The sequence below is a fragment of the Enterobacter sp. SLBN-59 genome, assembly GCF_024807915.1.
Taxonomy (GTDB): domain Bacteria; phylum Pseudomonadota; class Gammaproteobacteria; order Enterobacterales; family Enterobacteriaceae; genus Enterobacter; species Enterobacter asburiae_B.
Genome location: NZ_JANUFI010000001.1, coordinates 1,417,599 through 1,440,490, shown reverse-complemented (window position 1 = coordinate 1,440,490; position 22,892 = coordinate 1,417,599). Strand labels below are relative to the sequence as shown.

Annotated in this window: 18 protein-coding genes; 8 read left to right on the top strand and 10 right to left on the bottom strand. The window is 55.5% G+C overall.

Going from position 1 to position 22,892, the window contains the following annotated elements:
* Nucleotides 1-97 precede the first annotated feature (97 nt).
* Nucleotides 98-649 carry a YcbK family protein gene (locus M2422_RS06895; protein ID WP_033145104.1) on the top strand — a complete coding sequence of 184 codons (552 nt, stop codon included), beginning with the start codon at nt 98-100 and terminating at the stop codon, nt 647-649.
* A gap of 20 nt (nt 650-669) precedes the next feature.
* Nucleotides 670-1,317 (top strand): MBL fold metallo-hydrolase, encoded by a 648-nt coding sequence (locus M2422_RS06890; protein ID WP_023311009.1) that lies wholly within the window; start codon nt 670-672, stop codon nt 1,315-1,317.
* A gap of 49 nt (nt 1,318-1,366) precedes the next feature.
* Here the strand turns inward: M2422_RS06890 and aspC are convergent, their stop codons facing one another.
* From aspC to pncB, 4 genes are all read right to left on the bottom strand, one after another.
* Complete coding sequence (gene aspC / locus M2422_RS06885) at nt 1,367-2,557, bottom strand: aspartate transaminase (RefSeq protein WP_064672224.1); 1,191 nt, start codon at nt 2,555-2,557, stop codon at nt 1,367-1,369.
* Between the two features lie 184 nt (nt 2,558-2,741).
* Entirely contained in the window at nt 2,742-3,845 is a 1,104-nt protein-coding gene (locus M2422_RS06880) for a porin (RefSeq protein ID WP_047651295.1), read from the bottom strand.
* A gap of 606 nt (nt 3,846-4,451) precedes the next feature.
* Nucleotides 4,452-5,852, bottom strand: coding sequence for an asparagine--tRNA ligase (gene asnS, locus M2422_RS06875; protein WP_033145107.1), 1,401 nt, complete (start codon nt 5,850-5,852; stop codon nt 4,452-4,454).
* Nucleotides 5,853-6,018: 166 nt separating this feature from the next.
* The gene (gene pncB, locus M2422_RS06870) at nt 6,019-7,221 is read right to left on the bottom strand and encodes a nicotinate phosphoribosyltransferase (RefSeq protein WP_064672225.1); all 1,203 of its coding nucleotides are present in this window, start codon (nt 7,219-7,221) and stop codon (nt 6,019-6,021) included.
* A 254-nt stretch (nt 7,222-7,475) separates the two neighbouring features.
* Between pncB and pepN the strand changes: the two genes are divergently transcribed.
* Nucleotides 7,476-10,088: an aminopeptidase N gene (gene pepN / locus M2422_RS06865; protein WP_064672226.1), complete on the top strand. Its 2,613-nt coding sequence runs from the start codon at nt 7,476-7,478 to the stop codon at nt 10,086-10,088.
* A 96-nt stretch (nt 10,089-10,184) separates the two neighbouring features.
* Here the strand turns inward: pepN and ssuB are convergent, their stop codons facing one another.
* Genes ssuB through ssuE form a run of 5 tightly spaced genes read right to left on the bottom strand, consistent with a single transcriptional unit; the run spans nt 10,185 to nt 14,425 of the window.
* Nucleotides 10,185-10,955, bottom strand: coding sequence for an aliphatic sulfonates ABC transporter ATP-binding protein (gene ssuB, locus M2422_RS06860; RefSeq protein WP_064672227.1), 771 nt, complete (start codon nt 10,953-10,955; stop codon nt 10,185-10,187).
* Nucleotides 10,952-11,743, bottom strand: coding sequence for an aliphatic sulfonate ABC transporter permease SsuC (ssuC, locus tag M2422_RS06855; RefSeq protein ID WP_023311016.1), 792 nt, complete (start codon nt 11,741-11,743; stop codon nt 10,952-10,954). Before ssuC ends, ssuB begins: the two co-directional genes overlap by 4 nt.
* A gap of 9 nt (nt 11,744-11,752) precedes the next feature.
* Complete coding sequence (ssuD, locus tag M2422_RS06850) at nt 11,753-12,898, bottom strand: FMNH2-dependent alkanesulfonate monooxygenase (protein ID WP_064672228.1); 1,146 nt, start codon at nt 12,896-12,898, stop codon at nt 11,753-11,755.
* Entirely contained in the window at nt 12,895-13,857 is a 963-nt protein-coding gene (locus M2422_RS06845) for a sulfonate ABC transporter substrate-binding protein (RefSeq protein WP_032638812.1), read from the bottom strand. The genes ssuD and M2422_RS06845 overlap by 4 nt, the downstream gene beginning before the upstream one ends.
* A complete protein-coding gene (gene ssuE, locus M2422_RS06840; RefSeq protein WP_023335146.1) occupies nt 13,850-14,425 on the bottom strand; it encodes an NADPH-dependent FMN reductase in 576 nt (191 codons plus the stop codon). The genes M2422_RS06845 and ssuE overlap by 8 nt, the downstream gene beginning before the upstream one ends.
* Before the next feature lie 248 nt (nt 14,426-14,673).
* Here ssuE and pyrD point away from each other — a divergent pair, with 248 nt between their 5' ends.
* Nucleotides 14,674-15,684, top strand: coding sequence for a quinone-dependent dihydroorotate dehydrogenase (gene pyrD / locus M2422_RS06835; protein WP_023311019.1), 1,011 nt, complete (start codon nt 14,674-14,676; stop codon nt 15,682-15,684).
* 165 nt (nt 15,685-15,849) lie between these two features.
* Nucleotides 15,850-16,392 carry a cell division protein ZapC gene (zapC, locus tag M2422_RS06830; protein WP_023311020.1) on the top strand — a complete coding sequence of 181 codons (543 nt, stop codon included), beginning with the start codon at nt 15,850-15,852 and terminating at the stop codon, nt 16,390-16,392.
* Here zapC and M2422_RS06825 read toward each other — a convergent pair.
* Entirely contained in the window at nt 16,389-17,498 is a 1,110-nt protein-coding gene (locus tag M2422_RS06825) for a YcbX family protein (RefSeq protein ID WP_064672229.1), read from the bottom strand. The genes zapC and M2422_RS06825 overlap by 4 nt on opposite strands.
* A 98-nt stretch (nt 17,499-17,596) precedes the next feature.
* Between M2422_RS06825 and rlmKL the strand changes: the two genes are divergently transcribed.
* From rlmKL to pqiA, 3 genes are read left to right on the top strand one after another with little or no spacing between them, the layout of a single operon-like run.
* Nucleotides 17,597-19,705: a bifunctional 23S rRNA (guanine(2069)-N(7))-methyltransferase RlmK/23S rRNA (guanine(2445)-N(2))-methyltransferase RlmL gene (gene rlmKL / locus M2422_RS06820; RefSeq protein ID WP_039261606.1), complete on the top strand. Its 2,109-nt coding sequence runs from the start codon at nt 17,597-17,599 to the stop codon at nt 19,703-19,705.
* A gap of 12 nt (nt 19,706-19,717) precedes the next feature.
* Nucleotides 19,718-21,625: an ABC transporter ATP-binding protein gene (locus M2422_RS06815; RefSeq protein ID WP_064672230.1), complete on the top strand. Its 1,908-nt coding sequence runs from the start codon at nt 19,718-19,720 to the stop codon at nt 21,623-21,625.
* A 13-nt stretch (nt 21,626-21,638) separates the two neighbouring features.
* Nucleotides 21,639-22,892: a membrane integrity-associated transporter subunit PqiA gene (gene pqiA, locus M2422_RS06810; RefSeq protein ID WP_064672231.1), complete on the top strand. Its 1,254-nt coding sequence runs from the start codon at nt 21,639-21,641 to the stop codon at nt 22,890-22,892.

Below are 22,892 nucleotides of genomic sequence, written 5' to 3'. Positions count from 1 at the left end.
TGGGGTTGGGCGCCTTGACGTACCTGGTTTTGCCAGTTAAGGTGCCCTTCGTGCGCTAAGCATATTACGATTTCTTTTACCTGTAGACCTGATTATCATGGACAAATTTGACGCTAATCGCCGCAAACTGCTGGCGTTAGGTGGTGTTGCGCTTGGCGCAGCGGCCATCTTGCCGACGCCAGCATTTGCCACCCTCTCGACACCTCGTCCGCGAGTTTTAACGCTCAACAACCTGCATACCGGTGAGTCGCTAAAAGCGGAGTTTTTCGATGGCAGAGGCTATATTCAGGATGAATTAGCAAGACTTAACCATTTTTTCCGTGATTTCCGCGCGAATAAAATAAAAGCCATCGATCCAGGATTGTTTGATCAGATTTTCCGCCTTCAGGGCCTGCTGGGCACCAGCAGGCCGGTTCAGCTCATTTCTGGCTATCGTTCAATTGATACCAATAATGAACTGCGCGCCCACAGCCGCGGGGTAGCCAAAAAGAGCTATCACACGAAGGGACAGGCAATGGATTTCCATATTGAAGGCGTTTCGTTAGCCAATATTCGCAAAGCCGCGTTATCTATGCGCGCAGGTGGTGTAGGATATTACCCCAGCAGCAACTTTGTGCATATTGATACCGGTCCGGTTCGGCACTGGTAATAACGAAACACAGGAGCAGTATGAACTATCGTATTATTCCGGTTACCGCGTTCTCCCAGAATTGTTCATTGATCTGGTGCGAACAGACTAAACTGGCCGCGCTTGTCGATCCCGGCGGTGACGCTGAGAAAATCAAGCAGGAAGTCGCAGCAAGCGGCGTCACGCTGATGCAGATTTTGCTCACTCATGGTCATCTTGACCATGTAGGTGCTGCGGCTGAACTGGCTGAACACTACGGTGTGCCGGTGATCGGCCCGGAAAAAGAAGATGAGTTCTGGCTGCAGGGGTTACCCGCCCAAAGCCGCATGTTTGGCCTTGATGAGTGTCAGCCCCTGACGCCCGATCGCTGGCTTAACGAGGGAGAGCGCGTTAACGTAGGGAATGTGACTTTACAGGTGTTGCATTGTCCTGGGCATACGCCAGGCCATATCGTCTTCTTTGATGACCAGTCCCGTCTGCTGATTTCCGGCGATGTGATCTTCAAAGGTGGCGTAGGACGCAGCGATTTTCCGCGCGGCGATCACGGGCAGCTGATCCAGTCGATTAAACAAAAGTTATTGCCGCTGGGTGATGACGTTACGTTTATCCCTGGACACGGTCCGATGTCGACGCTGGGCTACGAACGTCTCCATAATCCGTTCCTTCAGGATGAGATGCCTGTCTGGTAACCAGAATAAAAAAAAGCCTGCACAACGCAGGCTTTTTTATGGACGCAAATTACAGTACGGCGACAATCGCTTCGCACAGTGGCGCCATGTTGTCAGGCGTCATGCCAGCAACGTTCACGCGGCCAGAAGCCACGGCGTACACGCCAAACTCTTCACGCAGACGCAGAACCTGCTCTTTGGTCAGGCCGCTGAACGAGAACATGCCGTTCTGTTTGATAATAAAGCTGAAGTCGCGGTCCGCGCCTTTCTCAGCCAGTGTGTTCACAAACAGCAGGCGCATGCGCTGAATACGTTGACGCATATCGTTCAGCTCTTGTTCCCAGATAGCGCGCAGCGCATCGTTGCTCAGGATAGTGGCAACAACAGACGCACCGTGTGCCGGTGGGTTAGAGTAGTTAGCGCGGATAACCGATTTCATCTGGCTGAACGCACGATCGACGGTCTCTTCGTTAGCGGCAACCAGCGTACAGGCACCCACGCGCTCATTGTACAGACCGAAGTTCTTGGAATACGAGCTTGCGACAATCAGCTCCTGGTGAACGGCTGCGAACGCACGCAGGCCTTCGGCATCTTCTTCCAGACCACGGGCAAAGCCCTGGTAGGCAAAGTCAAACAGCGGCAGCCAGCCTTTTTCAACGGACAGCTTCGCCAGGTGTTGCCACTGCTCAAGCGTCGGATCGATACCGGTTGGGTTGTGGCAGCAGCCGTGGAACAGAACCACGTCACCTGCCTGCGCTTCGCTCAGGCTCGCCAGCAGGCCGTCAAAGTCGAGAGAGTGGTTTACCGCGTCGTAGTATGCATATTCACGCACTTCCAGACCCGCAGAGTTAAACACGCTCTTGTGGTTCGGCCAGCTTGGGTTGCTCACCCATACGCGCTTAACAGAGGTGTTTTTCGCAAGGAAATCCGCCGCTACGCGCAGCGCACCGGTACCGCCTGGGGTCTGTGCTGTACGGGCACGTTTGTCACTCACAATTGCGCTGCCTTTACCGAACAGCAGCTCCTGGGTGCAGCGACCAAACTCAGGGATACCATCAATACCGAGGTAGTTTTTGGTGGTTTCGTTTTCCAGCAGATACTGCTCAGCTTTCTTAACGCTGGTCAGTACCGGAGTTTTGCCGGTTTCATCTTTATATACACCAATACCCAGGTTGATTTTGCCAGGGCGGTCGTCGGCACGAAACAGATCGGCCAGGCCCAGAATAGGGTCGGCAGGAGCGGCGGTAATGTTCTCAAACATGACGAAGTTCCATTGTGATTACAGAAGTGAAATCCGCTATCAGGTTAACGGTAGATTTACAAAATGCCAACCGTTTGCGACGAAAAGCGTGCGGCTTTTCAAAAGTCGCCATTATTTTCTGTCACGCATAAAAAAACAGGGCCGAAGCCCTGTTCATTAAGCATATAACAAAGTGGTGTACTGATTAGAACTGGTAGGTTACGCCAACGGTAGCCTGGTTGTCAGAGCCAACCCAGCTGGTGGACGCATCTTTGTCGTCCAGCAGGTTGAAGCGGTAGTCACCGTACACGTTGAAGTTCTTGTTGAAGTAGTAAGTCGCACCAGTGGTGATGTATTTCGCCAGGTCACGGTCGCCGATGCCGTTCAGGTCTTTACCTTTGGACTGAACGTAAGAAACGGAAGGACGCAGGCCGAAGTCGAACTGGTACTGAGCGATAACTTCAAAGTTCTGGGTCTTGTTAGCAATGTTATAAACATTACCATCATCATTCGGAACATAGTTTTCGCCGCTGTTACCCAGGCGGCTCATGTTGCGAGTCTCTGCATAAACGGTCGCCAGGTAGATGTTGTTCGCGTCGTATTTCGCGCCAACAGCCCAGGATTCAGCTTTATCGCCTTTACCATCTTTTTTCTGCTCAAGCGTACGGTTAGCGGTACTGTAGGCACCGATCAGACCGAAGCCTTCACCGAACTCGTAACCCAGGGACAGGCCAACACCGTCGCCGTTTGCTTCATTCAGGTTTTTACGATCGTTTTTACCCTGGTACTGAACGCCAAAGTTCAGACCATCAACCAGACCGAAGAAGTTGTTGTTACGGTAGGTCAGCAGGCCAGTAGAACGGCTGGTCATGTAGTTATCAACATAGCCGCCACCCCAGGTTTCGCCAGAGAAGGACGGAGCCATATCGGTGTAGGATTCAACGTCGTAAACGATACCGTAGTTACGACCGTAGTCCAGAGAACCCGCGTCAGCGATTTTCAGGCCAGCGAAAGCCAGACGAGTTACGTTAGTCTGATCACCTTCAGCTGCACCGGCGCGTGCACGGTATTCCCACTGACCGTAACCGGTCAGCTGGTCGTTGATCTGAGTTTCGCCTTTGAAGCCGATCTGGCCGTAAGAGGAGTCAGCGTTTTTGTGTACGCCAGAAGTGGTGAAGCCGTGTTCGCCCACAACTTTACCGTAGAAGTCCAGTTTGTTGCCGTTCTTGTTATAGATTTCTGCAGCGTTAGCTGCACCGGCTACCAGCAGGGCAGGGATTACCACTGCCAGAATATTGCGCTTCATCATTATTTATTACCCTCATTGGTTTTTTTATGACACTCGCCACTGCCGTCAATAAATTCTGTCAATAAATATTTCCGGAACTATTGATGAGAGTTTGGTGTCTTTATGTATCTGACAGGCATCTTTCCATTCGGCGAAGCGTTTCGCTAGCCTGAAAGTGCTACAATTCTCAAGATTAAGTAACCGAAAGAAAATATGTGTAACTAAATATGTATTTTTGGGAACTTTGTGAACCATCTCAAACTTCAGAACTTCCTGGCGAATTAAACAGCAATGGCTATCCTATATATATGAATTCCTTATGATTAATTGAGATAAAGGCGATTCGTATAAACAGACCTTAAACGGCTCGTTTTTTCTTATGACTGCAAAAGGCCTTCCGGATGGCTGTAAGATTGGTCGAAATTTGTGCTATCGCTTGAGGGTGTAATAATCGCAATAAGAATGGGGTTTATTTTTTGTGGCTGGATATTTCGCGGAAACAAAACGTAACAGGTAGTGGTTGTGACGGGGGGAAGGTTTAAAGACGCTGACTTTGCGCTGACGAAAACTGACAATACAGAATAAAATAATGGCCAGCATCTGCTGGCCATTTCAGTCTTATACCGATTAGAAACTGGCGTTACGTGGAGTACGTGGGAACGGGATCACGTCGCGTACGTTCTGAACACCGGTAACGTAGGCAATCAGACGCTCGAAGCCCAGACCAAAACCGGCGTGCGGAACGGTACCGTAACGGCGCAGATCGCGATACCAGCTGTAGTCAGCGGGGTTGAGGCCCATCTCTTCCATACGCGCGTCCAGCACGTCAAGACGTTCTTCACGCTGAGAGCCACCGATGATTTCACCAATGCCCGGCGCCAGTACGTCCATCGCTGCCACGGTTTTACCGTCTTCGTTAAGGCGCATATAGAAGGCCTTAATGTCTTTCGGGTAGTTTTTAACGACAACCGGCGCTTTGAAATGTTTCTCGGCCAGATAGCGTTCGTGCTCAGACGCCAGGTCAACGCCCCAGTAAACCGGGTTCTCGAACGTCTCACCGCATTTCTCGAGGATCGCCACCGCGTCCGTATAGTCCACCTGCGCAAAGTCGGCAGAGACGAAACGCTCCAGACGCGCTACAGCATCGCTGTCTACGCGTTCTGCGAAGAATTTCATGTCGTCAGGACGCTCTTCCAGCACCGCTTTGAAGACATACTTCAGCATGGCTTCTGCCAGGCCAGCGACATCGTCGAGGTTGGCGAACGCCACTTCAGGCTCCAGCATCCAGAATTCCGCCAGGTGACGACTGGTGTTGGAGTTTTCGGCGCGGAAGGTTGGGCCAAAGGTGTAGATCTTTGACAGCGCACAGGCGTACGTTTCGCCGTTGAGCTGACCAGATACCGTCAGGAAGGCTTCTTTACCAAAGAAGTCTTTGTCATAGTCCACTTTACCTTCAGGCGTGCGCGGCAGGTTTTCCATGTCCAGCGTCGAAACGCGGAACATCTCACCGGCACCTTCCGTATCGGACGCGGTGATCAGCGGGGTAGACACCCAGAAGTAACCCTGCTCATCGAAGAAACGATGCAGCGCCTGCGCCAGCGTATGACGCACGCGCGCCACCGCACCAATCAGGTTGGTACGCGGACGCAGGTGGGCGACTTCACGCAGATATTCGATGCTGTGGCGTTTTGCCGCCATCGGATAGGTATCCGGATCTTCAACCCAGCCGGTGACTTCAATCGCAGTGGCCTGAATTTCGAAGCTCTGGCCCTGACCCGGTGAAGCCACAACCACGCCGGTAACAATGACGGAGCAACCCGTTGTCAGTCGCAGAACGTCATCATTGTAATTGGGCAGAGAATTATTAATGACGGCCTGTACAGGATCAAAGCAGGAACCGTCATAGACGGCGAGGAAGGAGATGCCAGCTTTAGAATCTCGGCGGGTACGCACCCATCCGCGCACGGTGACTTCCTGGTCAACGGCGACACGGCCCTGGAGTACGTCGGCTACAGGCACAACGCTCATAATATTCTCTCTGTTAATAGTCGGAAAAAATAAACACTTGTCCACCCTTATGGGGGGATATCTATGTTACCTGCCATCCGCTATCAGACAAGTAAATTTCGCAGTCAAAAGAGAAGAATTGAGAAATAAATAATAAGAAGGGAGCCATAAAGGCTCCCGTAAGCGCTTAACTGGCTTTTTTGATCAAGGGGAGGTCGAACGCTTTGCGCAACGCGCGGACAAACGCTTTGTCATGGCAGATGGTTTTACCCGGGCTGTCGGAGAGTTTCGCCACCGGCTTGCCGTTACATTCCACCAGTTTGATGACGATATTCAGAGGTTTTACCTGAGGAATATCGCAGGTCAGACGGGTACCAATCCCGAAGCTCAGGTTCACACGGGTGTTGAAATGACGATAGAGGTCGACCGCTTTCGCCAGGTCGAGATTATCCGAGAAGACCAGCACCTTGCTCATCGGGTCAATGCCGAGTTTTTCGTAATGGGCAATGGCTTTCTCGCCCCATTCAACCGGATCCCCGGAGTCGTGCCGTAATCCCTGGTAACGTTCAGCGAACTCGGGACCAAAGTCGCGCAGGAAAGCATCCATCGTAATACAGTCGGTGAGGGCGATCCCGAGCTGATTCGGGTACTCCTCAAGCCATGCGGCCAGCGCCGCGCGCTGGCTATTAGCCAGATCGGGACTGATCTGCTGATGCGCCTGGAACCACTCGTGTGCCTGGGTGCCCATTGGCGTCAGGCTGAGGCGGCGTGCCAGATCGTAGTTACTGGTGCCCACGAACCACGGCTCCCGCTGCAGACGTTTAACGATGGCCTCCTGAACGTCACGCGAGAAACGGCGACGCGTGCCAAAGTCCATCAGGCGGAAGCGGGACAAGTCCAGCCCTTCGGTCAGCGTGGAGAAGGCTGCGAGTTTATTTTCCAGCGCGGCGACCGCCTGCTCGACGCCTTTTTCCGGCGAACGGTAGCGGTGAGCCAGTTCACTGATCACCGCCAGAAGCGGCACTTCCCACATGATCACTTCCCGCCACGGACCTTCAAGGCGAATATCCAGCTTGCCGTTATCGTTAAGCACGGTGACCTGCTCCGGCTTATAGCGGAAATCGCGCAGCCAGTTCAGGTAGTCGGCTTTGAAGAAAGGCAGGCCAGAAAGCCACTGATATTCCTCGTCCTGCAGCGTCAGATGCTGCATAGCATCGACCTGTTCACGAATGGCGTCTGCGTAGATACCGAGCAAGTCGTCACCACGACAGCGGAATTCCGCCGCGACGTGAACGTCATAGTAATGGTGGAAAACGGCTTGCTGCATATGCAGTTTATACGCGTCGGTATCCAGCAACGTATGCAGAACTGGAGAAGCGAATTGAGTCATAGGTGCGCAGTAGCATCCTCTCACAGGAGCGTTTAGTACAATAAACAACTCCGGAGTATACCTTGTTTAGTGATTTATTGAACCCCGATCACAACATAAGCGCGTTTTATGGTCGAGGGCATTTTGTGCCCCGTGTTATACAAATGTAGCAAAAAAAGGTTTTGACCCTGAAAAGATGAACATTCTGCATAGCGCGATTTGCGCAACAGGAATATATTGAAACGTTACTCGACAAACGATGCATAAGGTTTTCTATGACACAACAGCCACAAGCCAAATACCGCCACGACTACCGTGCGCCGGATTACCTGATTAGCGAAATCGATCTGACTTTTGACCTAGATGCCACAAAAACCGTTGTCACGGCGGTGAGCCAGGTGACGCGCCATAGCGCAACTGCGGTGCCGCTGCGTCTGGATGGTGAAGACCTGACGCTGGTCTCCCTGCATATTAATGATGAAGCCTGGTTAGACTATAAAGAAGAAAACAACCAGCTGGTCATCGACAACCTGCCGGAACAGTTTACGCTGCGCATCGTGAATGAAATCAGCCCAGCCGCCAACACCGCGCTGGAAGGGCTTTACCAGTCGGGCGTGGCGCTGTGTACCCAGTGTGAAGCGGAAGGGTTCCGCCACATAACCTGGTATCTCGACCGTCCGGACGTCCTGGCGCGCTTCACCACCAAAATCATCGCCGATAAAACCCTGTATCCTTTCCTGCTCTCCAACGGTAACCGCGTAGGCGAAGGCGAGCTGGAGAATGGTCGTCACTGGGTGCAGTGGCAGGATCCCTTCCCGAAACCGTGCTACCTGTTTGCGCTGGTGGCGGGGGACTTCGACGTGCTGCGCGACACCTTCAAAACGCGCTCAGGCCGCGAGGTGGCGCTGGAGCTGTTTGTTGACCGCGGCAACCTTGACCGCGCGCCGTGGGCGATGACCTCCCTCATCAACTCCATGAAGTGGGACGAAGAGCGCTTCGGCCTCGAATATGACCTCGACATCTATATGATCGTCGCCGTCGATTTCTTCAACATGGGCGCAATGGAGAACAAAGGCCTTAACGTCTTTAACTCCAAATACGTGCTGGCGCGTACCGATACCGCAACGGACAAAGACTACCTTGATATCGAACGCGTTATCGGCCACGAATATTTCCACAACTGGACCGGTAACCGCGTCACCTGCCGCGACTGGTTCCAGCTGAGCCTGAAAGAGGGCCTGACCGTCTTCCGCGATCAGGAGTTCAGCTCCGATCTGGGTTCACGCGCGGTGAACCGCATCAACAACGTGCGTACCATGCGTGGCCTGCAGTTTGCTGAAGATGCCAGCCCAATGGCGCACCCGATCCGCCCGGATAAAGTCATCGAGATGAACAACTTCTACACCCTGACGGTTTACGAGAAGGGCGCTGAAATTATCCGCATGATCCACACCCTGCTGGGCGAGGAGAACTTCCAGAAAGGGATGCAGCTGTACTTCGAGCGTCATGACGGCAGCGCGGCCACCTGCGACGATTTTGTGCAGGCTATGGAAGATGCCTCTAATGTCGATCTCTCTCACTTCCGCCGCTGGTACAGCCAGGCCGGGACGCCGGTTGTCGCCGTCAAAGACGATTACAATCCGGAAACCGAGCAGTACACCCTGACCATCAGCCAGCGCACGCCGCCGACGGCGGAGCAGGAAGAGAAATATCCGCTGCATATTCCGTTCAGCATTGAGCTGTACGATAACGAAGGCAAAGTCATCCCGCTCCAGAAGGGCGGCCACCCGGTACACCACGTGCTGAACGTGACTCAGGCCGAGCAGACCTTTATCTTCGATAACGTCTACTTCCAGCCGGTGCCTGCGCTGCTGTGTGAATTCTCCGCGCCGGTGAAGCTGGAATACAAGTGGAGCGATCAGCAGCTGACGTTCCTGATGCGTCACGCGCGTAACGACTTCTCCCGCTGGGACGCGGCGCAAAGCCTGCTGGCGACCTACATTAAGCTCAACGTAAACCGTCATCAGCAGGGCCAGCCTCTGTCGCTGCCTGTTCATGTGGCTGACGCGTTCCGCGCGATCCTGCTGGATGAGAAGATTGACCCGGCCCTGGCCGCTGAAATTCTGACCCTGCCGTCAGCGACTGAAATCGCCGAGCTGTTTGACATCATCGACCCGATTGCCATCGTGGCGGTGCGTGAAGCGCTGACCCGTACGCTGGCTGCTGAGCTGGCCGATGAGTTCCTGGCTATATATAACGCCAACAAGCTTGATGCTTATCGCGTTGAGCACGTGGACATTGGCAAACGTTCTCTGCGCAATACCTGCCTGCGCTATCTGGCGTTTGGTGAAACCGAGCTGGCGAACACCCTGGTGAGCAAGCAGTACCACGAAGCGGATAACATGACCGACGCCCTGGCCGCGCTGGGTGCAAGCGTTGCCGCTGAACTGCCGTGCCGTGATGCGTTAATGCAGGAGTACGACGACAAGTGGCATCAGGATGGCCTGGTGATGGACAAATGGTTCATCCTGCAGGCGACCAGCCCGGCGGCCGATGCGCTCAGCAACGTGCGCAGCCTGCTGAAGCATCGCTCCTTTACCCTGAGCAACCCAAACCGCGTGCGTTCTCTGATTGGCGCGTTTGCCAGCAGCAACCCGGCCGCGTTCCACGCCGAAGACGGCAGCGGGTATCAGTTCATGGTGGAAATGCTGACCGAGCTGAACAGCCGTAACCCGCAGGTGGCGTCGCGCCTGATTGAGCCGCTGATCCGTCTGAAACGCTACGATGCGAAGCGTCAGGCGAAGATGCGCGCCGCGCTTGAGCAGCTGAAAGGGCTGGAGAACCTGTCTGGCGATCTGTACGAGAAGATTGCTAAGGCCTTAGCGTAATAAAAAATTGCCCTGTGGGCAGGTAAAAGCAGAACGGCAACCTCGGTTGCCGTTTTTAGTGTTTTCTCCCCGTGGGAGAGGGCCGGGGTGAGGGCATCAGGCATTAGCCTTGGCTCGCTGTAACTCCGTCCCCCCGCGCTTCATCACCCGATCCAATACCTCAGCTTCCAGCTCCGCCAGCCTTGCCGAGCCCACGCGGCGAGGGCGCGGAATATCCACCGTCAGATCCAGACCTATTTTCCCGTCCTCAATTAGCAGCACCCGGTCAGCCATCGCGACGGCCTCGCTCACGTCATGCGTCACCAGCAGTACCGTAAAGCCGTGTGCCTGCCACAGGGATCCAATCAAATCCTGCATTTCAATCCGCGTCAGGGCGTCGAGCGCGCCGAGCGGTTCATCAAGCAACAGCAGGCCCGGACGGTGAATCAACGCGCGCGCCAGCGCCACGCGCTGCTTCTGCCCACCCGAGAGGGCGGCAGGCCATTCACCCGCACGATTTTCCAGCCCAACGGCGGCCAGCGCCTGGCGGGCTTCATCCCGCCAGCTGCCCTTAAGACCGAGCCCGACATTGTCGATAACCGTTTTCCACGGCAGCAGGCGTGCATCCTGAAACATCATGCGGGTATCGTCCTGAATATTCGAAAGCGGCGTCGTTCCTGCCAGAATGTCACCGCCGTTGGGGGCTTCCAGGCCGGCCAGAAGCCGTAGCAGGGTACTCTTGCCGCCGCCGCTGCGACCAACAACGGCCACAAATTGTCCGGCGGGAATATGCAGATCCAGCCCGTTAAGAATGGTGTTTTCGCCGTAGCGTTTGGTCACGCCGTTCAGCAGTAACGGCGTTCCCTGGTTCAGTCGTGCAGTATTCATGCTTTCGCCTCCTGAAGGGTATAGGCCGGGTTCCAGCGCAGCCAGCTGCGCTCCAGCCACTGGGCGCTGACGTCGGCGAGCTTGCCGAGCAGGGCATACAGAATGATGGCAACCACCACCACGTCCGTTTGCAGGAACTCGCGGGCGTTCATCGCCAGGTAGCCAATGCCTGAGTTGGCTGAGATGGTCTCCGCCACAATCAGCGTCAGCCACATCAGGCCGAGCGCAAAACGCACCCCGACCATAATGGAGGGCAGGGCGCCCGGCAGAATCACGTGAATAAAGAGGGAAAAACCCGATAAGCCGTAGCTGCGCGCCATCTCGACCAGACCGCGATCGATATTGCGGATGCCGTGCCAGGTGTTGATGTAGATCGGGAACAGTGTGCCCAGCGCCACGAGGAAGATCTTGGCGCTCTCATCAATCCCAAACCACAGGATAACCAGCGGGATCAGCGCCAGATGCGGCACGTTGCGCAGCATCTGAATGGAGGTATCCAGCAGCCGCTCGCCCCAGCGGGAAAGGCCGCTGATCAGGCCCAGAACCAGACCAATGCTGCCGCCGATGGAAAACCCAATCACGGCGCGCCAGGAGCTGATCGCCAGATGCTGCCACAGCTCTCCGCTGACGCTCAGCGACCAGAACGCTTCTACGACGCCCTCCGGAGAGGGCAGAATGCGGCTCGACAGCCAGCCGGTGGACGACGCGAGCTGCCAGAGAGCCACAATGCCGACGGGTAAAAACCACGGCGCGGCGCGCAGCAGCCATTTTTGGGAGGTGGCAGACATGGTCACTCCTTAGCTCTGTGCGGCTTTGCGTGGAATAAACTCGTTCGCCACGGCTTCGCCCTGAAGCTGAAGCCGCTGCGGCTGCGGAATTTCAGGAATGGCAACATCCAGATGCGGGAATAACAGCTCGCCCACCTTGTACGCCTCTTCCAGATGCGGATAGCCGGAGAGAATAAAGCTGTCGATACCCAGGTCTGCGTATTCATTAATCCGGGCGGCTACGGTCGGTCCGTCGCCGACCAGCGCCGTGCCCGCACCGCCGCGCACCAGGCCAACGCCCGCCCACAGGTTCGGGCTGATCTCCAGGTTCTCGCGCTTGCCGTTGTGCAGGGACGCCATTCGGTGCTGTCCGACGGAGTCGGTTTTCGCAAACGCGGCCTGCGCCCTGGCGATGGTCTCATCGTCCAGGTGGGAGATCAGGCGGTCGGCGGCCTGCCAGGCTTCTTCATTGGTTTCGCGCACGATCACGTGCAGGCGAATACCGAAGCGCACCTTGCGGCCATGGGCGGCCGCCTTAGCGCGTACCTGGGCAATTTTTTCTTTCACCAGCTCAGGCGGTTCGCCCCAGGTCAGATAGAGATCGACCTGTTCTGCCGCCAGATCCTGGGCCACATCCGACGATCCGCCAAAATAGAGCGGCGGTCGCGGCTGCTGTACCGGCGGGAAGTAGAGCTTCGCGTCACGAACGTGAATATGCTTGCCTTCAAAGGTGACGGTTTCACCTTCCAGCAGACGTCGCCAGACGCGGGTGAACTCGGCGGAGGCTTCGTAGCGCTCGGTATGGTCGAGGAACACCCCGTCGCCCGCCAGCTCCTGCGGGTCGCTGCCCGTCACCAGGTTAAACAGGGCGCGACCGTTGGACAGCCTGTCCAGCGTTGCCGCCTGACGCGCCGCCACGGTAGGGGAGACAACGCTCGGGCGTAACGCAACCAGGAACTTCAGACGCTGGGTGACCGGGATCATCGACGCGGCCACCAGCCAGGCATCTTCACATGAACGTCCGGTCGGGATCAGCACCCCGGTGAAACCGATTCGGTCCACCGCCTGCGCAATCTGCTGCAGGTAGCCGTGGTCAACCGGGCGCGAGCCCTCTTCTGTACCAAGATAGTGTCCATCACCGTGGGTGGGTAAAAACCAGAAAAGATTCAGACTCATGATTTAGCTCCTTCTTTGCCTGCGGGCTGCCAGATGCGTTCGCGAATAGTGACCTGTTTTGGCACCAGGTGGTTTTGATAGAAAAGGTCAGCCGTTTGTTGCTGAAGCGCGGCGACGTGGGCGTCCACGGGCGTAATGGTGGTCGGCGGACGGTGGTTGAGATAGCTCGCGATCACCGGCTCAGGTAAGCCCATGGTTTTCGCCAGCAGGGCAATGCTCTCCTGACGCTGGGTCTGGGTCAGCGCATCGGCCTGGGTAAAGGTATCCAGTACGCCCTGAATAAATGCGCCGTTCTTTTCCGCATAAGGACGCGCGGCCAGATAGAACGAGCCGGTCTGCTTCAGCGTGGTACCGTCTTTCAGCACGCGAACGCCGCCCTGCAGCAATGCGGCGGAGTAGTACGGATCCCAGATGGCCCAGGCATCAACGTTCTTCTGCTGGAACGCGGCGCGCGCGTCGGCAGGCGTCAGGTAAACGGGCTGAATGTCAGTGAACTTCAGCCCGGCTTCCTGCAGGGCACGCAGTAGCAGGTTGTGCGAGCTGGAACCTTTCTGGAAAGCCACTTTATGCCCTTTGAGGTCGGCGACGCTTTTAATGTCGCTGTTTTCAGGCACCAGAATCACTTCGGCCTTCGGTTTGGGCGGCTCAACGCCAACATAGACGAGGTCCGCTCCCGCCGCCTGGGCGAATATCGGCGGAATATCACCCGTGCTGCCGAGATCGATACTGCCGACGTTCAGGGCCTCCAGCATCTGCGGGCCAGCCGGGAACTCCACCCAGGAGAATTTGGTGTCCGGGAAGCGTTTTTCCAGAAGCTGATGGCTTTTCGCCAGCACCATGCTGACGCTACCTTTCTGATAGCCAATGCGTAAACTTTCCGGAGCCGTTTCTGCTGCATGGGCCAGCGAGGTAAGCGCCATCAGACCTGCCAGGCCGATGCGGGTTAACGTTTTAAACATGTGCGACTCCTTGAGGCTGACCAAACGCCGGCGCCTGGATATCCCGGCGGTGCAGAGCATGCCAGAAGGTTTCCAGGGCAGTATCGAGGCGGGTTTGCAGGTTCGGCGTAAAATGAGGTTTATGTTGATAATCGATAACCTGGGAGTCATCTGCGAAAACGCCGTGGAGGATCTCCTGCGCTTTCAGCGCGTTCAGCACCGGCTTCAGGGCATAATCCACGGCCAGTAAATGGGCAACCGTACCGCCCGTTGCCAGCGGCAGCACGACTTTGCCGTCCAGGGCGCGTTCCGGAAGCAGATCGAGCAGGGTTTTCAGCGCCCCGGAAAAAGAGGCTTTATAAATAGGCGTTGCCACAATTAAGCCGTCAGCGCCGTTAAGCTGCTCGATGAGCGTTTTCAGCGCTGGGCTGTCGAAGCGGGCGTAGAGCAGATCTTCAGGTTCGAAGTTATGCAGGTTCCAGTGGCACACTTCCACATCCAGGGCATTGAGTTTTTCGCGGGCATATTCCAGCAGGGCGCTGGAGCGCGAAGGGAATCGTGGACTTCCGGCCAGGGTAATGACGCGCATACTTCCTCCTTATAACCAATTGTTTGCTTTTATCTAACATTCATAACAATTTTCAGGAGTGTGACACCGCGCGGTTATTCCACTAAATGATTTATCTGCAATTAAAATGCGAAAAAGTGCATAAGAAATAGACTGAGAGGTAAACGATTGCGTTTTACGCTGATTTTTTGCCGCAGGTCAATTCCCTTTCGCGCGTGGATCGCCCATAATCCCCTCCCGGTTTGCACACCGGGAATCCAGGAGAGTTCATGTACTACCCCTTCGTTCGTAAAGCCCTTTTCCAGCTCGACCCTGAGCGCGCTCATGAATTTACATTCCAGCAATTACGTCGTATTACCGGAACGCCGCTGGCCGCTCTGGTGCGTCAGAATGTGCCGGAAAAACCTGTGCAGTGCATGGGTCTGACCTTTAAGAATCCGCTGGGTCTGGCGGCCGGTCTGGACAAAAATGGCGAGTGCATTGATGCCCTGGGCGCGATGGGCTTTGGCTCCATTGAAATCGGTACCGTCACGCCGCGCCCGCAGCCGGGAAATGACAAGCCGCGCCTGTTCCGCCTGGTTGAAGCCGAAGGGCTGATCAACCGCATGGGCTTTAATAACCTCGGTGTTGATCACCTGGTTGAGAACGTAAAAAAAGCCCATTTTGACGGAATATTAGGCATCAATATCGGTAAAAATAAAGACACGCCGGTAGAGCAGGGTAAAGATGACTATCTGATTTGTATGGAAAAAGTCTACGCCTATGCCGGTTATATTGCGGTGAATATTTCTTCACCCAATACTCCGGGTCTGCGTTCCTTACAATATGGCGAAGCGCTGGACGATCTTCTGAGTGCCATTAAAAATAAACAAAATGAACTCCAGACGATCCACCATAAATATGTTCCGGTCGCGGTTAAGATCGCCCCGGATCTTTCTCCTGAAGAATTGATCCAGGTTGCCGACAGTTTGGTTCGCCATAATATTGATGGTGTTATTGCGACCAATACCACTCTCGATCGTTCCCTCGTGCAGGGAATGAAAAACTGTGACGAAGCGGGTGGGTTAAGTGGACGTCCGGTGCAATTAAAAAGCACCGAAATTATTCGCGCCCTGTCTGCGGAATTAAAAGGACGTCTGCCGATTATTGGCGTCGGCGGCATTGACTCAGTGATTGCTGCGCGCGAGAAGATGGCGGCGGGTGCATCACTGGTGCAAATCTATTCCGGCTTTATTTTTAAAGGACCGCCGCTGATTAAAGAAATCGTTACTCATATCTAATCTTTTCTCTTAATCAGACAACCAGGGCTTTATTTCCAGCCCTGGTTGTTTTATATTCCGTCACTGTTGCTTATTTAGTCATTATAGTCTTTTATTAATGGTGTTATAAACGAGGCGGCAAACAGGACATTTTTAGTACAGGACGTTTGGGGACGGGAGAGACACATGCGAATTAAACCTGACGATAACTGGCGCTGGTATTTTTGCGACGAGCATGACCGAATGATGCTCGATTTAGCCAATGGCATGTTGTTTCGTTCTCGTTTTGCCCGCCGAATGTTAACCCCGGATGCATTTTCCCCGTCGGGCTTTTGCGTTGACGATGCGGCGCTTTATTTCTCCTTTGAAGAAAAATGCCGCGATCTGGTGCTCTCTAAAGAGCAGCGTGCCGAGCTGGTATTAAATGCGCTGGTGGCTATCCGCTTCCTGAAACCGCAAATGCCAAAAAGCTGGCATTTTCTTGCGCATGGTATGAGCTGGACCCCGGCAACGGGTGATGCGGCCAGCGTCAATCTGAGCGATACCGCAGAAGAGGTGAGCCTGCTGGTGGTTGAGCCAGGCGAAAATGCTGCGCTCTGCCTGCTGGCACAGCCCGGCGTAACCATTGCCGGGCGGACGATGCAGCTTGGCGATGCCATTAAAGTGATGAACGACAGGCTGAAGCCGCAGCTGCGCGTAGATTCCTTCAGCCTTGAACAGGCGGTTTAAGCTTCCAGCTGTACGGACGTTTTCGGTATGCAGCTACAGCACAGAATTGTGCCGTCATTTCCAATTGCCGATTTTTTCAGCGCACTAACCTCTCCATCCACCAGCCTGATGCGGCAGCATCCGCAAATGCCTGCGCGACAGGAATAGGGTACGCGAATACCTGCCTGCTCCAGTTGCTCAAGCAATACCTGCTGGTTGTTGCCACGGATGACGTTGCCCTGCCAGTGAATATCTACCGCAGAGGCGACATTTGTCACAACGTCGACCATTTCTTCTTCCTGACCTGAGCCGTACGCTTTTGCAGGCCCTCGGACAAGAATTTCTACCTCATCACCGACGCGGATTGCGCCGCTGGAGCGCGGGATCAGGTTCTGGCCGAAATCCACATCCCCGCTGTCCTGCGCGGTGCGGAACGACTGCAGCGTCTTCAGCGGTTCGCCGGAAGGGTGCTTCTGGCCTTTCTCAGGGCTCACCGTGGTGAAAATGCAGCGGCTGCAGGGTTTTACGACATCAAAGATGACGCTACCGATGCGGATCACTTTCCAGGTGTCTTCTTCCCAGGCGTCGGCGCCCGTGACCACTAGGTTCGGACGGAACTGTTCCATCTGAACGCTGGCCTTGCAGCGGCCTTGTAAATCACGCAGCGAGGCTTCGTTAGTCAGCAGGAACGGGAAACCATCGGCGAAGGAGAGGGGAACGGCGTCATGGCGCTTCACGCGACGCGTCGGTTCAGGCCCAACCCAGCGCAGCTGCACGTCGCGGGAGAAGAAACCGCTCAGCCAGCGGTTAATCTCATCCGGGGCGATGCGCGCGGTAAAATGATTGCCCCACACTTCCGTTGGCGCATCGACAGGCGCAAAATCAGCAAAGCGAATGACCGCGCTGGAACCGTCCGGCGCGGTAAGGTGCAAACCGTCATGAAGCGGGGAAGGGGTAAAGCGAACCATCTGCGGGAACTGGCGTGCGGTGATGAACGTGCCGTCAGGCTCGGTGACCATAAAAATACGATCGAAGGCGAATCCGCTCATGTCGGCCAGCGCGTGAGAGACGCCGATGCCGCGCATGGATTTCACCGGATGAATAAAAAGCCTGGATAACGTCGCCACTGCACACTCCCACAAATGAAAATAAGCCTTCAACTTTATGACATACACGCCATATTAGCTATAATGCGCGACAATTTTCTAAGAGTAAAAGTGACGATATGAATTCTCTGTTTGCCAGTACGGCCCGTGGGCTGGAAGAGCTGTTAAAAACTGAACTGGAAAGCCTGGGCGCGCAAGAGTGCCAGGTGGTTCAGGGTGGTGTCCATTTTGAGGGCGACACGCGGCTTATTTACCAGAGCCTGATGTGGAGCCGTCTGGCGTCGCGCATCATGCTGCCGATGAAGGAGTGCAAGGTCTATAGCGACCTGGACCTCTATACCGGCGTACAGATGATCGACTGGACAGAGATCTTCACGCCCAATGCCACCTTTGCGGTGCATTTCAACGGCGTGAACGACGAGATCCGCAACAGCCAGTACGGTGCCCTGCGCGTAAAAGACGCCATTGTGGACTGCTTTACGCGTAAAAATAAGGAACGTCCGAACGTCGATCGCGAAAATCCGGATCTGCGTATTAACGTCTGGCTCAACGGTGACACGGCGAGTATTTCTCTCGATCTGAGCGGCGCGGGCCTGCACCTGCGCGGCTACCGCGATCGTACCGGTATGGCGCCAATTAAAGAAACCCTGGCCGCCGCCATTGTAATGCGCTCCGGCTGGCAGCCGGGCACGCCGCTGCTCGATCCGATGTGCGGTTCCGGTACGTTGCTGATTGAAGCGGCCATGCTGGCAACCGACCGCGCGCCGGGCCTGCATCGCGGTCACTGGGGCTTTAAAGGCTGGGCCCAGCACGACGAAGCGCTCTGGAAAGAGGTCAAAGACGACGCGCAGACCCGCGCGCGTAAAGGTCTGGCGGAGTACACCTCCCACTTCTACGGTTCGGACAGCGACCCGCGCGTAATCGAACGCGCGCGCAGCAACGCCCGTCGCGCCGGTATCGGCGAGCTGGTCACCTTCGAGGTGAAAGACGTGGCGAATCTGACCAACCCGCTGCCAAAAGGTCCGTACGGTACCGTGATCAGCAACCCGCCTTACGGCGAGCGTCTGGACAGCGAGCCGGCGCTGATTGCCCTGCACAGCCTGCTGGGCCGCAATATGAAGGACTACTTCGGCGGCTGGAACCTGTCGCTGTTTAGCGCCTCGCCGGAGCTGCTGAGCTGCCTGCAGCTGCGTGCCGATCGCCAGTTTAAGGCGAAAAACGGCCCGCTGGACTGCGTGCAGAAAAACTACCATCTGGCGGAGAAAGCGGCGGACAGTAAGCCATCCGGCGTGGCGGAAGATTATGCCAACCGCCTGCGCAAGAACCTGAAAAAATATGAAAAGTGGGCGAAGCAGGAAGGGATTGAATGCTACCGCCTGTACGACGCCGACCTGCCGGAGTATAACGTGGCGGTTGACCGCTACGCGGACTGGGTGGTGATTCAGGAATATGCGCCGCCGAAAACCATTGATGCGCAAAAAGCGCGTCAGCGCATGCTGGACGTTATCGCGGCCACCATCGCCGTGCTCGGCATTGCGCCGAACAAGCTGGTGCTGAAAACCCGCGAGCGTCAGAAAGGGAAAAATCAGTACCAGAAGATGGGCGAGAAGGGCGACTTCATCGAAGTGGGCGAATACAACGCTCGCCTGTGGGTGAACCTGACAGACTATCTGGATACCGGCCTGTTCCTCGACCACCGTATCGCCCGTCGCATGCTGGGCCAGATGAGCAAGGGCAAAGATTTCCTCAACCTGTTCTCCTATACCGGCAGCGCGAGCGTGCATGCGGGTCTGGGCGGCGCGCGGAGCACCACCACGGTGGATATGTCCCGCACCTATCTGGAGTGGGCGGAGCGCAACCTGCGTCTTAATGGGCTGACCGGACGTCAGCACCGACTGATGCAGGCCGACGTGCTGGGCTGGCTGCGTGATACTGACGAGCAGTTCGACCTGATCTTTATCGATCCGCCGACCTTCTCCAACTCCAAGCGCATGGAGGATAGCTTTGACGTTCAACGCGATCACCTGCGCCTGATGACCGACCTGAAGCGCCTGCTGCGTAAGGGCGGTACCATTATGTTCTCGAACAACAAACGCGGCTTCCGTATGGATCATGACGGCTTAGCAGCCCTGGGACTGAAAGCACAAGAAATCAGCCAAAAAACGCTGTCTCAGGACTTTGCCCGTAACCGTCAAATTCATAACTGCTGGTTGATTACCGCGGCCTGAAAGGAAAAATAAATGTCTTTAATTAGTATGCACGGCGCGTGGCTCTCTTTCAGCGACTCGCCGCTTCTCGATAATGCAGAGCTGCATATCGAAGATAACGAGCGCGTCTGTCTGGTGGGCCGTAACGGCGCGGGTAAATCCACGCTGATGAAAATCCTCAACCGCGAACAGGGGCTGGATGACGGTCGCATCGTTTACGAGCAGGATCTGATCGTCTCCCGTCTCCAGCAGGACCCGCCGCGTCACGTGACAGGCAGCGTTTATGATTTCGTGGCGGAAGGGATCTCTGAGCAGGCCGAATACCTGAAGCGCTATCACGAGATTTCGCATCTGGTGATGACCGACCCGAGCGACAAGAACCTCAACGAACTGGCGAAAGTGCAGGAGATGCTCGATCACCACGGTCTGTGGCAGCTTGAAAACCGCATTAACGAGGTTCTGGCCCAGCTTGGTCTGGAACCGGACATGGAGCTGTCGGCGCTCTCCGGCGGCTGGCTGCGTAAAGCGGCCCTGGGCCGCGCGCTGGTCAGCGGGCCGAAGGTGCTGCTGCTGGACGAACCGACGAACCACCTGGATATCGAAGCGATTGACTGGCTGGAAGGTTTCCTGAAAACCTTCAGCGGCACCATCATCTTTATCTCGCACGACCGTTCGTTTATTCGCAACATGGCGACGCGTATTGTCGATCTCGACCGCGGCAAGCTGGTCACCTATCCTGGCGATTACGACACCTATCTGCTGGAGAAAGAAGAAAACCTGCGCGTGGAAGAGCTGCAAAATGCGGAGTTCGACCGCAAGCTGGCGCAGGAAGAGGTGTGGATTCGCCAGGGCATCAAGGCCCGCCGTACCCGTAACGAAGGCCGCGTGCGCGCTCTGAAGGCAATGCGCCGTGAGCGCAGCGAACGCCGTGAAGTGATGGGCAGCGCCAAAATGCAGGTGGAAGAAGCATCCCGTTCCGGCAAGATTGTCTTTGAAATGGAAAACGTCAACTATCAGGTTGATGGCAAAGTGCTGGTGAAAGATTTCTCCGCCCAGGTGCAGCGCGGCGACAAAATTGCGCTTATCGGCCCGAACGGCTGCGGAAAAACCACGCTGCTGAAGCTGATGCTGGGCCAGCTGCAGGCCGACAGCGGCCGCATTCACTGTGGGACTAAGCTGGAAGTGGCCTACTTCGACCAGCACCGCGCGGAGCTGGATCCGGACCGCACGGTGATGGATAACCTCGCCGAAGGCAAGCAAGAGGTAATGGTAAACGGCAAACCGCGCCACGTGCTGGGCTATCTGCAGGACTTCCTGTTCCATCCGAAACGTGCGATGACCCCTGTTCGTGCGTTATCTGGCGGAGAGCGTAATCGTCTGCTGCTGGCGCGTCTGTTCCTGAAACCAAGTAACCTGTTGATTCTCGATGAACCAACGAACGACCTGGATGTCGAAACGCTGGAATTGCTCGAAGAACTGATTGACGGTTATCAGGGGACCGTGATGCTGGTTAGCCACGATCGTCAGTTCGTGGATAACACCGTGACCGAGTGCTGGATCTTCGAAGGTGAAGGGCAAATTGGACAATACGTAGGCGGTTATCACGATGCAAAAGGGCAGCAATCGCAGTCTCTGGCGCAGAAACAGTCAAAGTCCAAAATAAGTTCAGAACCTGCTGTAACAAAAGCAGAAACTGTCAAGAAAACCTCGGCTAAACTAAGCTATAACCTGCAGCGCGAACTGGAGGGGCTACCGCAGCGTCTTGAAGAGCTGGAGGCCGCGCTTGAGGATCTGCAAAAACAGGTTGCTGATGCATCATTCTTTACCCAATCGCATGACTATACTCAGAAAGTACTGGCTGAACTGTCCGCGGCTGAAAAAGCCCTGGAAGAAGCATTTGAGCGCTGGGAGTACCTTGAGTCTCTGAAAAACGGCGCATAGACAGGGATAACATATGTGTGACCAGCACCATGCCGACAGGCATATTTTATGCTCGCAATGCGATATGCTCGTGGCGTTGCCAGAGCTTGGTCACGGACATAAAGCCCTGTGTCCACGTTGCGGCGCAACGTTGACAACCGAGTGGGACGCGCCGCGGCAGCGTCCCACTGCTTACGCTCTGGCAGCATTGTTCATGCTGCTGCTCTCCAATCTCTTCCCCTTCATCTATATGAAGGTGGGGGGGATAACCAGCCAGGTGGATCTGCTTGAAATCCCGGGCGTGATGTTCTCGGAAGATTACGCCAGCCTCGGCACCTTTTTTCTCCTGTTTGTCCAGGTAGTCCCGGCTTTTTGCCTGGTCGTTATCCTATTGCTGGTCAACCGCGTCAGGATGCCCTCATCATTGAAAATCCGGCTCGCGCGTATCCTTTTTCAGCTCAAAAGCTGGGGCATGGCTGAAATCTTTCTGGCGGGCATTCTGGTCAGTTTCGTGAAGCTCATGGCGTACGGCGATGTGGGGATCGGCAGCAGCTTTATTCCGTGGTGCCTGTACTGTGTCCTGCAGCTGCGCGCGTTCCAGTGCGTGGACAGACGCTGGGCGTGGGATGATATCGCCCCGGCACCGACGCTTGCGCAGACGGTAAAAGTCGGCGTGCCCGGCATTCGTCAGGGGCTGCGTTCCTGCCCGTGCTGCACCGCCGTGCTGCCCGCCGATCTCGACGTTTGTCCGCGCTGCGAAACGAAAGGTCACGTACGCCGTAAAAATAGCCTTCAGTGGACGATGGCCCTGCTGGTCACCTCCATCATGCTGTATCTGCCTGCCAATATTCTACCGATCATGATCACCGATTTGCTCGGCGATAAAATGCCCTCGACGATCCTCGCCGGGGTGATCCTGCTGTGGGGCGAAGGTTCCTATCCTGTCGCCGGCGTGATCTTTATCGCCAGTATTATGGTGCCAACCTTAAAAATGATCGCCATCGCCTGGCTCTGTTGGGATGCGAAGGGGCATGGAAAACGCGACAGCGAGCGCATGCACCTGATTTATGAAGTGGTCGAGTTTGTCGGACGCTGGTCAATGATTGACGTGTTTGTCATCGCCGTTCTCTCTGCACTGGTGCGGATGGGCGGTTTGATGAGTATTTATCCCGCGATGGGGGCTTTAATGTTTGCACTGGTCGTGATTATGACCATGTTTGCGGCCATGACCTTCGACCCTCGTTTATCGTGGGATCGTGAGCCTGAATCAAGCCATGAGGAAGAGTAA

Coding starts and splice junctions, on each gene's coding strand:
- M2422_RS06895 (WP_033145104.1), top strand. CDS start 98: ATGGACAAATTTGACGCTAATCGCCGCAAACTGCTGGCGTTAGGTGGT.
- M2422_RS06890 (WP_023311009.1), top strand. CDS start 670: ATGAACTATCGTATTATTCCGGTTACCGCGTTCTCCCAGAATTGTTCA.
- aspC (WP_064672224.1), bottom strand. CDS start 2,557: ATGTTTGAGAACATTACCGCCGCTCCTGCCGACCCTATTCTGGGCCTG.
- M2422_RS06880 (WP_047651295.1), bottom strand. CDS start 3,845: ATGATGAAGCGCAATATTCTGGCAGTGGTAATCCCTGCCCTGCTGGTA.
- asnS (WP_033145107.1), bottom strand. CDS start 5,852: ATGAGCGTTGTGCCTGTAGCCGACGTACTCCAGGGCCGTGTCGCCGTT.
- pncB (WP_064672225.1), bottom strand. CDS start 7,221: ATGACTCAATTCGCTTCTCCAGTTCTGCATACGTTGCTGGATACCGAC.
- pepN (WP_064672226.1), top strand. CDS start 7,476: ATGACACAACAGCCACAAGCCAAATACCGCCACGACTACCGTGCGCCG.
- ssuB (WP_064672227.1), bottom strand. CDS start 10,955: ATGAATACTGCACGACTGAACCAGGGAACGCCGTTACTGCTGAACGGC.
- ssuC (WP_023311016.1), bottom strand. CDS start 11,743: ATGTCTGCCACCTCCCAAAAATGGCTGCTGCGCGCCGCGCCGTGGTTT.
- ssuD (WP_064672228.1), bottom strand. CDS start 12,898: ATGAGTCTGAATCTTTTCTGGTTTTTACCCACCCACGGTGATGGACAC.
- M2422_RS06845 (WP_032638812.1), bottom strand. CDS start 13,857: ATGTTTAAAACGTTAACCCGCATCGGCCTGGCAGGTCTGATGGCGCTT.
- ssuE (WP_023335146.1), bottom strand. CDS start 14,425: ATGCGCGTCATTACCCTGGCCGGAAGTCCACGATTCCCTTCGCGCTCC.
- pyrD (WP_023311019.1), top strand. CDS start 14,674: ATGTACTACCCCTTCGTTCGTAAAGCCCTTTTCCAGCTCGACCCTGAG.
- zapC (WP_023311020.1), top strand. CDS start 15,850: ATGCGAATTAAACCTGACGATAACTGGCGCTGGTATTTTTGCGACGAG.
- rlmKL (WP_039261606.1), top strand. CDS start 17,597: ATGAATTCTCTGTTTGCCAGTACGGCCCGTGGGCTGGAAGAGCTGTTA.
- M2422_RS06815 (WP_064672230.1), top strand. CDS start 19,718: ATGTCTTTAATTAGTATGCACGGCGCGTGGCTCTCTTTCAGCGACTCG.
- pqiA (WP_064672231.1), top strand. CDS start 21,639: ATGTGTGACCAGCACCATGCCGACAGGCATATTTTATGCTCGCAATGC.